Annotated in this window: 12 protein-coding genes and 1 pseudogene; 8 read left to right on the forward strand and 5 right to left on the reverse strand. The window is 30.9% G+C overall.

What is annotated here, in order from left to right; genetic code table 11:
* Positions 1-172: 172 nt before the first annotated feature.
* Positions 173-868 (forward strand): LytR/AlgR family response regulator transcription factor, encoded by a 696-nt coding sequence (locus RG22_RS02445; RefSeq protein ID WP_034040566.1) that lies wholly within the window; start codon positions 173-175, stop codon positions 866-868.
* Positions 869-871: 3 nt separating this feature from the next.
* Here RG22_RS02445 and priA read toward each other — a convergent pair whose 3' ends face one another.
* The 3 genes from priA to nadC form a co-directional block, all read right to left on the reverse strand.
* Positions 872-3322: a replication restart helicase PriA gene (priA, locus tag RG22_RS02450; RefSeq protein ID WP_034040568.1), complete on the reverse strand. Its 2451-nt coding sequence runs from the start codon at positions 3320-3322 to the stop codon at positions 872-874.
* A gap of 3 nt (positions 3323-3325) precedes the next feature.
* Entirely contained in the window at positions 3326-4267 is a 942-nt protein-coding gene (locus RG22_RS02455) for a YihY/virulence factor BrkB family protein (protein WP_034040570.1), read from the reverse strand.
* Positions 4268-4337: 70 nt separating this feature from the next.
* Positions 4338-5198, reverse strand: a complete 861-nt coding sequence (gene nadC, locus RG22_RS02460; protein WP_034040572.1) for a carboxylating nicotinate-nucleotide diphosphorylase — start codon at positions 5196-5198, stop codon at positions 4338-4340.
* A gap of 125 nt (positions 5199-5323) precedes the next feature.
* On the opposite strand from nadC, the gene rlmH reads away from it, so the two are divergent.
* Complete coding sequence (gene rlmH, locus RG22_RS02465) at positions 5324-5797, forward strand: 23S rRNA (pseudouridine(1915)-N(3))-methyltransferase RlmH (RefSeq protein ID WP_034040574.1); 474 nt, start codon at positions 5324-5326, stop codon at positions 5795-5797.
* Between the two features lie 119 nt (positions 5798-5916).
* On the opposite strand, the gene hpf is transcribed toward rlmH, so the two are convergent.
* Together hpf and RG22_RS02475 are read right to left on the reverse strand one after the other, a co-directional pair.
* Positions 5917-6216 (reverse strand): ribosome hibernation-promoting factor, HPF/YfiA family, encoded by a 300-nt coding sequence (gene hpf / locus RG22_RS02470; RefSeq protein WP_034040577.1) that lies wholly within the window; start codon positions 6214-6216, stop codon positions 5917-5919.
* 93 nt (positions 6217-6309) lie between these two features.
* On the reverse strand, positions 6310-7953 hold the full coding sequence (locus RG22_RS02475) for an AMP-binding protein (RefSeq protein ID WP_034040578.1): 1644 nt from the start codon (positions 7951-7953) through the stop codon (positions 6310-6312).
* Positions 7954-8040: 87 nt separating this feature from the next.
* Between RG22_RS02475 and RG22_RS02480 the strand changes: the two genes are divergently transcribed.
* From RG22_RS02480 to RG22_RS02505, 6 genes and pseudogenes are all read left to right on the forward strand, one after another.
* Positions 8041-8613, forward strand: coding sequence for a non-canonical purine NTP diphosphatase (locus RG22_RS02480; protein ID WP_034040581.1), 573 nt, complete (start codon positions 8041-8043; stop codon positions 8611-8613).
* A 63-nt stretch (positions 8614-8676) separates the two neighbouring features.
* The gene (locus RG22_RS02485) at positions 8677-10890 is read left to right on the forward strand and encodes a RelA/SpoT family protein (RefSeq protein WP_034040582.1); all 2214 of its coding nucleotides are present in this window, start codon (positions 8677-8679) and stop codon (positions 10888-10890) included.
* Positions 10891-11079: 189 nt separating this feature from the next.
* Positions 11080-11532, forward strand: coding sequence for a Fur family transcriptional regulator (locus RG22_RS02490; protein ID WP_034040583.1), 453 nt, complete (start codon positions 11080-11082; stop codon positions 11530-11532).
* 12 nt (positions 11533-11544) lie between these two features.
* Entirely contained in the window at positions 11545-12831 is a 1287-nt protein-coding gene (locus tag RG22_RS02495) for an adenylosuccinate synthase (protein WP_034040584.1), read from the forward strand.
* An 800-nt stretch (positions 12832-13631) separates the two neighbouring features.
* Positions 13632-14024: a helix-turn-helix domain-containing protein gene (locus tag RG22_RS17920; protein WP_162183629.1), complete on the forward strand. Its 393-nt coding sequence runs from the start codon at positions 13632-13634 to the stop codon at positions 14022-14024.
* 163 nt (positions 14025-14187) lie between these two features.
* A pseudogene (locus RG22_RS02505) lies at positions 14188-15082 on the forward strand (IS982 family transposase).
* Positions 15083-15084: the final 2 nt, after the last annotated feature.

The following is a 15084-nucleotide window of genomic DNA, read 5'->3' on the forward strand; positions in this document are numbered from 1 at the left end:
AAATAATTTCCTTATATTACACAACTATAAGTCTTCCTATTTTTTTAGCAAAAAGCATTATTTTTAAAATGTTAAAATTATGTTAAAAACAACACTTTACCGATGATTTTTGGTTTTTAGCCGAATTTTTTGTACTATTGTCGATATCTTAACCGAAATAATATAAAATGTTATGACTTTAAACTGTGTAGTAGTAGACGATTCAGCAATACAACGTCTCTCTATAGTTAAGTTAGTAGAGAATCACCCCTCTCTAAACTTAATTGCAGAGTATAGTAGTGCTTTAGAAACTAAAAATGGTTTAAATACGCATCAAGTAGACTTAATTTTCCTTGACATTGAAATGCCAGTGTTAAATGGATTTGAACTTTTAGACGTATTAAACAACAAACCTCAAATTATTTTTGTAACCGGTAAAACCGAATATGCTTTTAAAGCATTTAATTACGATGCTACCGATTATTTACACAAACCAATTACCAGAGAACGCTTTAACACCTCTGTTGATAAAGCCCTAGAGCAACACAAATTGACTTTAGACTTTAACGAAGAAGAAGGTGAACACATTTTTGTAAAGAGTAACCTTAAAAAACGTAAAGTTTATATTAAGGATATAAAATGGATTGAAGCCCTTGGTGATTACGTAAAACTAGTTACAGAAGAAACAAGCTTAGTAGTGTTATCTACTATGAAATCTTTTGAAAAAGAATTACCGGAAAATAAATTTTTAAGAATTCACAAATCTTATATTGTTAATCTTGATAAAATAGATAGATTTAACAGTAAAAATGTTGAAGTTGGTGCTTATGAAATCCCTTTAAGTAGGAATAAAAAGACACAACTTGTAGACGCTTTAAATAATATTTAAAATTTAAAAGTTATCGACATTTAAAATTACTTTAACCGACCGAAAATCTTTTATACTCAAGAAGCTGTTATTTATTTTAATAATAGCTTTTTTTGTTTTTCCTAAACTTTGATGTTTGGGAATTTTTACTAAAATATTTTTATGAAATTGATTTCTAATTCTAGCAATTGGTGGAGATTCTGGCCCTAAAATATGTTCTGTAAATACTTGTCTTAAAGATTTAGCTAACCAAATGGAAGCAGCGTCTACCCTATTATAATCTTTATGCTTTAAAGTAATTTTGATTTGCTTATAAATTGGCGGGTATTTAAAATTATACCTATCGTTCATTTGCTCATTAAACATCTCAATATAATTATTTGTAGAGACTTGCTGCAATATATTATGATGTGGATTATAGGTTTGAATTAAAACCTTACCACGTTCGTCTGTTCTACCAGCTCTACCAGATACTTGTAGCATCAATTGAAAACTACGTTCGTGCGCTCTAAAATCTGGAAAATTTAACATATTATCGGCATTCATTATACCAACTAACTTAACATTTCTAAAATCTAAGCCCTTAGTAAGCATTTGTGTACCTACTAAAATATCTATTTCCTGTTGCTCTAAGGCTGTAATTATTTTTTCGTAACCATATTTACCTCGTGTAGTATCTAAATCCATTCTGGCCACCTTATAATCTGGAAATATAAGCTTTACCTCTCCTTCAATTTGCTCAGTTCCAAAACCTTTATTATCTAAATCTTGACTACCACACGCCATACAATCTTGCATCATTGCCGAATTATACCCACAATAATGGCAACGCAACTGATTGCGGTATTGGTGATATGTTAAACTCACATCGCAGTTTGGACATTGTGGCGAATGCCCACAGGTTTTACACTCTATTATTGGCGAAAATCCGCGACGGTTTTGAAACAATATAATTTGATGCCCTGCTTTTAATGTTTCGGTCATTTCTTCAATCAATCGATCACTAAAATGCCCTTTCATGCGTTTCTTTTTTAGTTTATCTTTAATATCGACCAATTCTATATCTGGCATCAACACATCATTAAATCGATGCATTAATTCAACAAAACCATACTTATTTTGTTTTGCATTAAAATAACTTTCTAAACTTGGGGTTGCCGAACCTAAAAGCACTTTTGCATGATGCATATTTCCTAAAACAACAGCCGTATCGCGCGCATGATAACGGGGTGCAGGATCAAATTGTTTAAAGGATTGTTCGTGTTCTTCGTCTACAACTATTAATCCTAAATTATCAAAGGGTAAAAAAATGGATGAGCGCGCCCCTAAAACGATTTTCGCTTTCGCGGAATTTTGCAAAACATGATTCCAAACCTCAACACGCTCGTGTGATGAATATTTAGAATGAAAAATAGCTACTTGCTCGCCAAAATAATTTTGTAAACGTGTTACCAATTGTGTGGTTAAAGCAATTTCTGGCAATAAATACAGCACCTGTTTCCCGTTTTTAATTACCTCTTCTATTAACTTTACATACACTTCTGTTTTACCAGACGAGGTTACACCATGCAATAATGTTACATTGTGTTTTTTAAAAGTATCTTTTATTTCTTTTAAGGCTGTTTGTTGGTAATCATTAAGATTTTTAGTCGCTTCATTATCGTCACCCGAATACTGAACTCTATCTGTTTGAATATGATATTCTTCAAAAACTCTTTTATCAATTAACGCTTTTATTATCGCTACAGAAGCATCACTTTCGTCTGATAAATCTGAAACTTTTACAGGTTTTTTAGCTTTTGCTGAAACAGAAAACAATGTCATTACAACATCCCGCTGTTTTGGCGCTCGATTTAAATCTTCTAATAATTTTTGTAATGCTTTTTCAGATGAAAAGTTTGAATGCAACTTTACATAACGCACCAATTTGGGTTTATACTTTTCGTAAACTTCTTCTTCAACAGTAATTGCTTCTTTTTCAATCAACCTTTTAATTACTGGCAATACATTCTTTTTATCAAGAATATTAGAAATATCATGAATTTTTAACGACGATTGATGGTGTAAAGCTTCGTAAACCAAAAACTCATCATCTTTTAAAATAGATTCATCAATAGCTTTTTTGTGCTTAGTAACTACCGTTTCGCTTTCTAAAATAAAAGCACTTGGTAATGCCGCTCGCATCACATCGCCTAAAGTACACATGTAGTACTTAGAAATCCATTGCCATAATTGTAATTGCTTTTCGTTTACTATGGGCGCATCGTCTAAAATTTGATGAATGTCTTTGGCCTCATAAGCTGCTGGTGCTTCATTATGAATTCTAAAAACAATTCCTGTATATATTTTTGATTTTCCAAAGGGTACAGAAACGCGCATTCCAACACTTAAAAAATTAGATTCAGAAGGTGTTATGCTATAGGTGAATAGCTTTGGAAGCGGAATGGGAATTATTACATCAATGAAGTGCTGCATAAACTAACATCGTTTTCGTAGTTTATTCAAAGATGCATTTAATTCGTAACCTAACAATAAAATATTTGAGTTTAACCACAAATAAAATAACAGAATTAATAATGCACCGATAGAACCGTAAAGTTTATTGTATTGGCTAAAGTTTTCAATGTAAAGACCAAACAAATAAGACGAAATAATAATAAGTATGGTTGTAAATAGTGCCCCTACCGAAAAAAACTTAGAATACCTTCCTTCTTTTGTTCCAAAATAATACAAAGTCGCTGTGGCTATATAAACCATAATTACAAAAAACACATATTTTGCAATATCTAACCAAAATACGGTTTGAGATTCCACCTCATAACCTCTATTTTCTAGAGCATGCAGCAATTCTTGCACAACATAAATTTGAAAATATCCCAAAACCACAATGGTTACAATTAGCAAAAAAGCCAATATTAATGCTATGCTTAAAGCATACATGTATTGCTTAAACACATTGCGTGTTAACTGTTCATGGTATGAGTTTTCAAAACCAGAAAACACTGCATTTACACCATTTGCCATTAAAGCAATGGACAGCACAAAAACTGAAGATAGTAAACCTCCGCGTTGGGTTTTATCAATGTTTTCAAAGATATTTTGAAAGAAAAAATCGGAGGTATTTGGTGGTAAAAATGAGTTTAAGAAATTCCAGAATTCTATTTTAAAATCATCAATAGGCACATACGGAATAATAATTAAAACAAACAATAAAAAAGGAAACAGTGCCATAAAAAAACTAAAAGCAATAGCACTAGCACGTGTTGTTAAAGCCCCTTTTACAATGCCAATTATATACATTTCCAAAAGATCATAAATAGAAAGCCCTTCAAATCCTGGTAATTTAATTTGCTTAAAAAAGCGAACCAATATATTAATTACAGGAATTTTATCTAATTTATCTTCAATGGATTCGCTCACGTAATTATTATTATTTAATCTTTTATTGTAAAGCCGTTACCAATTAAAGTATAAGTCTTTATAATGCTTACTATTTTATAGCTTTTAAACTTAAATCCATATTATGCACAGAGTGTGTTAAAGCACCACATGAAATATAATTTACACCACATTCGGCATAATGCCTTACTGTAGCTTCATTTATATTTCCAGATGACTCTGTTAAGCATTTATTGCCAATTATTTTTACAGCTTTTCTGGTGTCTTCGTAATCAAAATTATCAAGTAGTATTCTATAAATACCATCGTTTTTTAAAATTTCTTCAACTTCGGTTAAGTTTCTAGCTTCAACCATAATATCTAAATTTTTACCCGTTTCGGTAAGGTATTCTTTAGTCATTTCTATAGCTTTTGTTATGCCTCCAGCAAAATCTATATGGTTATCTTTTAGCATAATCATATCATATAAAGCAAATCTATGATTTTCGCCACCTCCTAATTTTACTGCCCATTTTTCTAGAACTCTAATTCCTGGAGTTGTTTTACGTGTATCTAAAATTTTAGTGTTTGTTCCTTCTAATAAATCAACAAATGTTTTTGTTTTTGTTGCAATAGCACTCATACGTTGCATAGCGTTTAAAACGGTACGCTCTGCTTTTAAAATGGATTGCGAAGCCCCTTCTACAAACATTACAATATCTCCATAAGTTACTTCTGATCCGTCTTCAATACGTACATCTAACTTTAAATTCTTGTCGACGTAAGCAAATACTTTCTTCGCAAAATTAACACCGCCAATTATGCCTTTATCTTTTACTAAAAGTTTAGCCTTTCCTCTTGCATTATCGGGAATACATGCTAACGAGCTATGATCTCCATCACCTACATCTTCTCTTATGGCATTAGAAATTATATATTTTAATTCAGTATCAAATTGTTCTTGTGTAATCATGTTTTAGAATAGTTTGTGCTAAAATAAGAAATTGATTTGCTAAATTAAATTTTACATTTACCAAATTTTTAAATTTTTCATGTTTAAATACATAATTCGTTAATAGTAAATATTAATTTTGCTACATGACTATAAAACTAATAGCAATAGGCAAAACAGATAACAAAGAGCTTCAATCGTTAATTAATGGTTATACAAAACGCTTAAGTTTTTACATTAATTTTTCTTTAGACATAATTCCTGACATTAAAAACCCAAAAAATCTTAGCGAAACCCAACAAAAACAAAAAGAAGGCGCCCTTATTTTAGGAAAATTAAAAACTACTGATGTTTTAGTTTTGTTAGATGAAAATGGTAAACAATATAATTCTGTTAGCTTTTCAAATTATTTACAGAAACATATGAATTCTGGTATAAAACAACTTGTTTTTGTTATTGGTGGACCTTACGGATTTTCTGAAGATGTGTATAAAAAAGCTAATGGGAAAGTATCATTATCTAAAATGACATTTTCCCATCAAATGGTTCGCTTATTTGTTATTGAGCAACTTTATAGAAGCTTTACTATCTTGAGGAATGAACCTTATCATCATAAATAAAAGAGTATTCAATAACAGTTTTACTCAATCGTAAAAAAAAAAGTCGTAGTTGCTATTTCCAGTGCTTATTCAATTGCAATAAATCTGCTTTTTTCTTCACCTTCTTCTGTCAAAATTAATTAATGTGTTTTATAAACTTCTTTACGTTTTTTAAGTTGACGTTCTAAATCGCTTATGGTTTCTCTAACTGACACTTCAAAATTATGCTCGTTTGAGGTTGCAAAAATTCTTGGTCCTGGCAAACTTAATTCAATGTTACAGATTTTGCCTAAATCATGTTGCTTTTCATCTTGCTTAAAATAAACCATCGCGCTTATTAAAAAATCGTATCTGTTAAATAGTTTTTGTAATTTTTCTTCTGTAAAAGCCGATAGTGTTTCGCTTACATCTACACCTACATACTGTATGTTAACTGTCATAAATAATTTATTTTTATTTGTACACTCAAATTTAAAAAAGTTTCATCTTTTCAAAGATGATTTTTATCATAATAAAATCATAAATATATAGTTTTATTCAAAAATTACTTTGTCATTCGTTTCAAACCACGATGTATAAAACTGCTGATGTATTTTTTCAATACTATTACGTTTTACTTTCAATGAAGGTGTAATCAAGCTGTTATCAACCGTCCAGTCTTCTTTCATTATTACAATTTTCTCAACTTTTTCGTGTTTTTCTAGACTTGGATTTATAGATTTTACCGTTTCAATTAGTGAATTAGATAAGGCTTCTTTAGATTTTGCTCTACCAAGTTCAGATAAAGTGATTAAAGCAATAGGTTGAGGAATTCCGGTTCCAACCACACATATTTGCTCAATGTCTGTGTTTTTAGACAGTAGCATCTCAATTTTAGAAGGCGAAATATATTTGCCTTTATCGGTTTTAAATTCATCTTTAGCACGACCTGTAATGGTTAAATAGCCATCGTGATCGTACTCCCCTTTATCACCTGTTTTAAAAAATCCAGTATCATCAAAAACACTTGCTGTGATTTCTGGTGCTTTGTAATAGCCTTTCATTAAACAGTTGTTTTTTATTAAAATCTCGCCCTCTGATGAAAACTTAACCTGTACAGTATCTAAAGCTTTTCCAACGGTACCTATCTTATTTTCATTTGGTCTTGTGGCGTGCGATATAATACAGTCTTCAGTCATTCCATAAACTTGAAAAATAGTAACATCAATTTTTTTAAACCATTTTATTAGACTAATAGATAAAGGTGCAGCACCAGAAACAATAAAAGAAGCATCTTTTAAACCTAGTTTTTCTTTCAGTTTAGATTTCACTAAACTATTTAGCAAAGGTATTTTCAATAAAAAACTTAATCTTTTTTGTGGAATGCTTTCTAATATTTTTTCTTGAAACTTAGCCCAAATTCTTGGTACTGCCATAAACAAGTGTGGTTGGCATTTTTCAAGATCTGATGCAAACGTTTCTAAAGATTCTGCAAACGAAAATTCTGCACCAATAACAATGCCGTGAGTTCCAATACCAATGCGTTCGGCAACATGTGCTAAAGGTAAATAAGAAAACAATCGTGGTAATGGAGGCAACTTAATTACAGACTTAATGACACGCATACTTTCCATAATATTACCAACACTGTGCATTACGCCTTTTGGTGTTCCGGTAGTTCCAGATGTATAAATAATGGTGTGCAATTGATTGACATCAATATTAGATAATGTTTCTAATGGTTTTTGATGTTGAATAATATCTTCCCATAAGTCGCCTTCGTTTTCTCCAAAGACTCCAACACTAATTTTATGAATATTGGGAATTCCAGATTTTTGAGATTCAAAATCGTCTAACTTTCCAATAATGATAGCCTTAGATTTACTATGTTCTATAATCTGATGAATCGATGAGGCATTTAAAGTGGGATAAATAGGAATTGACACATAACCAGCCATCATAATAGCCAAATCTGAAAGCAACCAATGGGCACAATTTTTAGACAATAAAGCAATATGGCTATGCTCTGGTAAATTGTACGATTTTAGTTTTGAAGCTATTTTACAAACTTCATCTTTTGCTTCCTTAAACGTATAAGTAATTACCTTTCCGTTAATAGGTTGCTTTAAAAAAGTACGGTTTGGTGTTTTATTTTCCCAATGCATAAAGGCTTCGAGAGGAGAGTTGAATGCAGTCATATTGGTTTCGGTTAGATTTTAAAGATATGAAAAAGCTTTAAACCTAAATTAGTTTACTTTTGATTATTCATTTTTATATCAACATTTATGCAACTCGTTTTCGCTACCAACAACTCAAATAAATTAAAAGAAGTACAAGCTTTAATACCAGCACACATTAAACTTTTAAGCTTAAAAGATATTGATTGTTTTGAAGATATTCCTGAAACCCAAAACACGATTGAAGGTAACGCCATCCAAAAAGCAGAATATGTAAAACAACATTATGGCTACGATTGTTTTGCTGACGATACAGGCTTAGAAGTTGACATATTAAATGGTGAACCTGGAGTGTTTTCGGCACGTTATGCTGGAGAACAACGAAATGCTGACGACAATATGAATAAGTTGCTTACTAAATTAAACCATAAAAATAATCGAAACGCACAATTTAAAACAGTAATTGCTTTACAATTAAACAACAAACAGTATACATTTACAGGTATTTGTAAAGGAGAAATAACAACTACTAAACATGGTGAAAAGGGCTTTGGTTACGACCCTATTTTTAAACCTAAAGACTACGATGTTACGTTTTCAGAAATGGATTTAAGTCTAAAAAACAGTATCGGACATCGTGGAAAAGCCATTTTTAAATTAATACAGTTTTTAAATTCTTAAAAATAGTTACAAAAAACCATATTTCGTGTTGGCTGTTAATTTTCTTTATGCTACTTTTAATTTATGACAGAGGAAGCCTTAGAAAAAGAAAATATTGCCATTACCAAAGCCTACAAAGAACTACTAAAAGTAAGCTACCGAACACTTAGTAAAGAAGACAAAAAGCTTATCCGTAGTGCTTTTGATGTTGCTATTGATGCACATAGCGACCAACGCAGAAAATCTGGTGAAGCTTATATTTTTCATCCAATTGCTGTAGCAAAAATAGTTGCTCAAGAAATTGGTTTAGATGCAACCTCAATTGCTGCTGCATTACTACACGATGTGGTTGAAGATAGCGAAGATTATTCTATATCAGATATTGAAGGTTTATTTGGAGAAACTGTTGCTAAAATTGTAAATGGACTCACAAAAATATCATCACTTAAAAAAGATATGGATGTGTCGTTGCAAGCAGAGAATTTTCGTAAAATGCTGCTTACATTAAATGATGATGTGCGTGTAATCATTATAAAAATTGCCGATAGACTTCATAATATGCAAACGATGGATTCTATGCGTACAGACAAGCAAGTAAAAATAGCATCCGAAACCTTATATATTTACGCACCTTTAGCCCACCGAATTGGGTTGTATAATATTAAAACTGAGCTTGAAGATTTGGGTTTAAAATATACCGAACCTGAAGTTTACAACGATATTTTAAATAAAATAAAAGAAAGTAAAGAAGAGCAAGACAAATACATTGCAGCATTTAGTGAGGTTATAAAAAATTCTTTAGATAAAGAATTAATGGATTACACTATAAAAGGGCGACCTAAATCCATCTTCTCTATACGTAGAAAGATGCTAAATCAGGGGGTTTCGTTCGATGAAGTCTACGATAAGTTTGCCGTTAGAATTATATACAAAAGTGATGAAGTCAATGAAAAATTTCTAGCTTGGAAAATATACTCTATTGTAACCGATAATTTTAGACCAAACCCTATTCGTCTTCGCGATTGGATTTCTTCGCCAAAAGGAACAGGTTACGAGGCGTTGCATATTACCGTAATGGGTCCAAAAGGACGTTGGGTAGAAGTGCAAATACGTAGTGAACGTATGAATGAAATTGCAGAAAAAGGTTATGCGGCGCATTATAAATACAAGCAAAATAGTGAAAAAGAAGATAGTTTAGAAACTTGGATTAACAAACTTCAAGAGGCTTTAGAAAATCCAGATACTAATGCTGTAGATTTTGTTGAACAATTCAAATTAAACTTATATTCAAAAGAAATATTTGTATTTACTCCAAATGGAGAGTTAAAATCTTTACCCAAAGGCGCAACCTCTTTAGATTTTGCTTTCAGCATACATACCGAAGTTGGTATGAAAACACGAGGTGCAAAAGTAAACGGAAAGTTAGTGCCTTTAAGTCACGAATTACAAAGTGGCGACCAAGTAGACATTTTAACATCAGAATCGGCTAAACCTAATGCAAACTGGCTAGATTACGCCACTACAGCAAGAGCTAGAAGCAAAATAAAATCTGCTTTAAAAGAAGATAAAAAACAAATTGGAGAAGAAGGCAAAGAAATTCTTAGACGAAAACTAAAACAGTTAAAAATAACGCTTAATGAAGCATCTGTAAACGAATTAGTAAATTATTTTAGGTTAAAAACAAGTCTCGATTTATTTTACAGAGTGGGTATTGGTACTATAGATAATTCGATGCTTAAAGATTATGCTTCCTCCAGAAGTAATGCTTTAATGAGTTTTATAAAAAATAAAATATCTAGAAAGCAAACCATAAAAAAAGAAGATTTAGAGAAAGATGAAGTCACCGCAAAATATGACTCATTAGTTTTTGGTAAGGAGGAAGAAAAACTAGATTATAAATTATCAAACTGCTGCAACCCAATTCCTGGCGATAATGTATTCGGATTTTTAACAGTGAATGAAGGTATTAAGGTGCACAAAAAAAACTGTCCAAATGCAGTAAGCTTACAATCTAACTATGCATACCGAATTATGCCTGCAAAATGGGTAGACTCTTCGCAACAGGAGTTTTTGGTTAAAATTGTGCTAACAGGAATAGACCACATAGGTTTAGTAAACGAAATTACCAGCATTGTATCAGAAAACATGCATGTAAATATGAAAAGTATTAGTTTTGAAAGTGATGACGGATTGTTTTCTGGCAAAATTAATGTGGTTGTAAAAAACAATACTATTATAAAAAAGTTATTAGAAAAACTTAAAAAAATTAATGGTATAGATAAGGTTACTAGAGTATAAGAGATTGTTTTAAAAACACATTAATTGTTTTTTATGTTTCTTTCACGCACTATTTCGTTAAAATTTTTAACCATATATTACGATATGCTTAAAAATTTTGCCTCATATTGCTTCAAAAATAATCTATGAAAATTCCAATCATATATTTCTAAACAGTCTCTAAAAAAAGTGTAAATTTGCGATGAAATTATGAATGCAAAAGCAGATACAAAAAATCAAGATATAGTTAAAAGCGTATTTACTGGCTTTTTAGAAAACAACGGACACCGAAAAACTCCAGAACGCTACGCTATACTGCAAGAAATTTATAATAGCACCGAACACTTCGATATAGAATCTTTATATCTTAACATGAAAAACAAAAAGTATCGTGTTTCTCGTGCTACATTATACAACACCATCGAATTACTTTTAGAATGTGGATTAGTTAGAAAACATCAGTTTGGGCAAAATCAAGCACATTACGAAAAATCGTATTTTGATAGGCAACACGATCATGTTATTTTAACAGACACTGGTGAAGTTATTGAGTTCTGTGACCCACGAATTCAATCCATAAAAAAAACCATCGAAGAAGTTTTCGATATCGAAATAAATAATCATTCACTTTATTTTTACGGAAATAGAAAATCAACCAAATAACTAATTTTTACAATGGCAGTAGATTTACTACTAGGATTACAATGGGGAGACGAAGGCAAAGGAAAAATTGTTGACGTACTAACATCCAACTACAACATTATTGCACGTTTTCAGGGCGGTCCAAATGCTGGACACACTTTAGTTTTTAACGGAAGAAAACACGTTTTACATACCATTCCCTCTGGAATTTTTCACGACGATGCTACAAATTTAGTAGGAAACGGCGTGGTAATAGATCCTGTTATCTTTAAAAAAGAACTAGATAAATTAGAAGAACAGGGTGTTGATTACAGAAAATCTTTACTGATTTCTCGTAAAGCCCATATTATTTTACCAACACATCGTTTGTTAGATGCTGCTAGCGAAGCCTCAAAAGGGAAAGCAAAAATAGGCTCTACCCTCAAAGGTATTGGCCCTACTTATATGGATAAAACTGGTCGTAACGGTATTCGCGTTGGCGATTTAGAATTGAGCGATTGGAAAACACGCTATAGAGCCTTAGCCAATAAGCATGAGTCCATGATTGCCTTTTATAATGTTGATGTTCAATATGATTTAGCCGAATTAGAAAAAGAATTTTTTGAAGCTGTAAAAGTTTTAAAATCATTAAAATTTATCGATTCTGAAGAATATATATATCAAGCACAAAAATCTGGACAAACTATTTTAGCCGAAGGTGCTCAAGGTTCGTTACTAGATATCGATTTCGGAACCTATCCGTTTGTAACATCTAGTAATACAACTGCGGCAGGTGCTTGTACAGGTTTAGGTGTATCACCAAATCAAATTGGTGATGTTTTCGGAATTTTTAAAGCCTATACAACCCGCGTGGGTTCTGGCCCATTCCCAACCGAATTATTTGATGAAGATGGAGAAACTATGGCTAAAGTTGGTAACGAATTTGGTGCAACAACAGGTCGCCCAAGACGTTGTGGTTGGTTAGATTTAATTGCATTGAAATACGCTTGTCAAGTAAATGGCGTAACCCAATTAATGATGATGAAAGGCGATGTGCTTTCTGGTTTTAAAACCTTAAAAGTATGCACCGCTTATAAATATAAAGGAGAGGTTATAAAACATTTCCCTTACAATATCGATCCAGAAAACGTTGAACCAATTTACACAGAATTTAGTGGTTGGACTGAAGATTTAACTGAAATGTCTGAAACTTCTCAATTACCAAAAGCTTTAAACGAGTACATTGAGTTTTTAGAAAAAGAACTGGAAATTCCTATTACCATCGTATCTGTTGGTCCAGATAGAAAACAAACTATTTTTAGAGGACAATTAGTTTCTTAAAAGCTTAAACAAATATTTAAAATAAGATTAAAAGACTACTTATAAGTAGTCTTTTTCTTTATATTTGATTTATGAATGATTTAAATTTTAATATTTACAACATCATCATAATCGCGGGTGTTATACATGGCTTTGTTTTTAGCCTAATTATACTTATAAATAAAAACCTAAAATCTTTCACCAATAACTTTCTAGCATTTACAATTCTATCTTTATCATTAAGCAATTTACAATATTGGCTAATTGACACCAATATAATACCTAGGTATCTATACGAAAATAATACTATATTATATTTTCCTTTTGAGTTTTTAATGCTTCCTTTTTTTTATTTTTTTGTAAAAAGCTTTATTCAACAAAAAGTTTTAAAAAAACATATTCTATATATTTTTACACCTTTTTTGTTTAGTATTATTTACTTAATGTTAAGAAACACTTTAAGCAGTGAAATTCTCATTGTAAAATTTTTAAACATAATTGTTGAATACATTTCAATAATTTTTTCAGTGGTTCTAATAATTCTAATTTTTATTATTTTAAAGAAATATGAAAAGAAAAACCAAGCATACAAATCCACTCAGGTTTTGATAAAAACCAAATGGTTAAAATACAGTTTAATCTTAGGTATTATCTTATGCTTTTTATGGGCTTTATCATTTAACTTATTCGAAAGCTATCTTAACAAAGGTTATTATAAATACTATCCTCTATGGATTGGTATATCCATTTTAATTTATTGGATTGGTTATTCAGCTATTTTACAAAGGCATTTATATAATGAGAGAGTAAAAATAAGAGGCATGATTTTAAATAAACAGGTTACTAACAAGCAACAAAAAAATAATAAAGTTTCATTATCTTTCTCAAAAATTAATTCTTCCATTTTAAAAAACAAGTCCTACTTAAATCCAAGTTTATCTATAAAAATTTTGTCTCAAGAATTTAATTTAAGTGAAGGCTATCTATCACAACTAATAAATAAAAATACTGACTCGAACTTTAATGACTATATAAATTCATTAAGAATTGAAGAATCAAAAGGGATGTTGAATAATTCCGATTATAATAATTATACTATAGTTGCTATTGGTTTAGAATCAGGTTTTAACTCTAAATCTAGTTTTTATACAGCGTTTAAAAAATTTACAGGAAAAACACCTATGGAGTATAAAAAAGGTGTCCGAAATCCTTAACTTTATATATAAACTGGACTTTATTTGATAATACAAACACTAATATTGTTTCATCTATTAACCTGAGTTCGATTAATATTTAGGCATTTTTTATTAGTGAAAAAGATAGATTTTCAGTAAATTAAAGTTCTGATTTTCAATTTATTAATCTAAAAATCTATCTATGATAATCCACTCTAAAATTACTGAAATTTTCTGTCTTGTTGATGAATTTTGTAAAGAATATGACCAAATAGTCGATAAACATCTTTTGGGAAATCCTCCAAAACGTCCATCTGTTATGTCAAATAGCGAGGTGATCACTATTACCATTTTGTTTCAGCTCAGTGGTTTTAGAACCTTTAAGCACTTCTACATTTATTACCTGCAAAAGCATATGCGAGATGATTTTCCAGCTACAGTTTCATACAATAGATTTACAGAACTCATGCAGCAAAATCTCATGCCAATGACTTTGTTTTTAAAGACGTGCTGTTTAGGCGATTCTACTGGTATTTCTTTTGTGGATTCTACGCCTTGTTAGAGTTTGTAAACCTAAACGAATCAAGAACAACAAAGTATTCAAAGGCATTGCAACTACCGGGAAATCCACTATGGGATGGTTCCATGGCTTTAAATTGCACATCGTTATAAATGATAAAGGCGAGATTCTAAACTTTACAATAACCCAAGCTAATGTTGATGATAGAACGCCACTAAAAAAGAAGTCTTTTTTAGATAAAATTTATGGTAAATTATACGCAGACAAAGGTTATGTCGGAAAAGATTTAATGCAATTGCTTTTTGCCGATGGATTGCATTTAATTACGCATATCAAAAACAATATGAAAAATTATTTAATGACAATGAGTGATAAAATTTTACTCAGAAAACGTTCTGTTATTGAAACGGTAAATGATGAACTCAAAAATATTTGTCAAATTGAACACTCTAGACATAGAAGCTTTACTAATTTCTTATCAAATATAGTTGCAGGCCTTATCGCATATAGCTTTTTGCCTAAGAAACCTTCTATAAAATATCAGACTGTAAAGTCTAATCAGTTGACTCTTTATTAATC

Source organism: Wocania ichthyoenteri Th78, assembly GCF_000789235.1.
Classification (GTDB): Bacteria; Bacteroidota; Bacteroidia; order Flavobacteriales; family Flavobacteriaceae; genus Wocania_A; species Wocania_A ichthyoenteri.

Bases quoted from the DNA above. Each gene is read 5' to 3' on its own strand.
- RG22_RS02445 (WP_034040566.1), top strand. From the start codon at position 173: ATGACTTTAAACTGTGTAGTAGTAGACGATTCAGCAATACAACGTCTC.
- priA (WP_034040568.1), bottom strand. From the start codon at position 3,322: ATGCAGCACTTCATTGATGTAATAATTCCCATTCCGCTTCCAAAGCTA.
- nadC (WP_034040572.1), bottom strand. From the start codon at position 5,198: ATGATTACACAAGAACAATTTGATACTGAATTAAAATATATAATTTCT.
- rlmH (WP_034040574.1), top strand. From the start codon at position 5,324: ATGACTATAAAACTAATAGCAATAGGCAAAACAGATAACAAAGAGCTT.
- hpf (WP_034040577.1), bottom strand. From the start codon at position 6,216: ATGACAGTTAACATACAGTATGTAGGTGTAGATGTAAGCGAAACACTA.
- RG22_RS02475 (WP_034040578.1), bottom strand. From the start codon at position 7,953: ATGACTGCATTCAACTCTCCTCTCGAAGCCTTTATGCATTGGGAAAAT.
- RG22_RS02480 (WP_034040581.1), top strand. From the start codon at position 8,041: ATGCAACTCGTTTTCGCTACCAACAACTCAAATAAATTAAAAGAAGTA.
- RG22_RS02485 (WP_034040582.1), top strand. From the start codon at position 8,677: ATGACAGAGGAAGCCTTAGAAAAAGAAAATATTGCCATTACCAAAGCC.
- RG22_RS02490 (WP_034040583.1), top strand. From the start codon at position 11,080: ATGAATGCAAAAGCAGATACAAAAAATCAAGATATAGTTAAAAGCGTA.
- RG22_RS02495 (WP_034040584.1), top strand. From the start codon at position 11,545: ATGGCAGTAGATTTACTACTAGGATTACAATGGGGAGACGAAGGCAAA.
- RG22_RS17920 (WP_162183629.1), top strand. From the start codon at position 13,632: ATGATTTTAAATAAACAGGTTACTAACAAGCAACAAAAAAATAATAAA.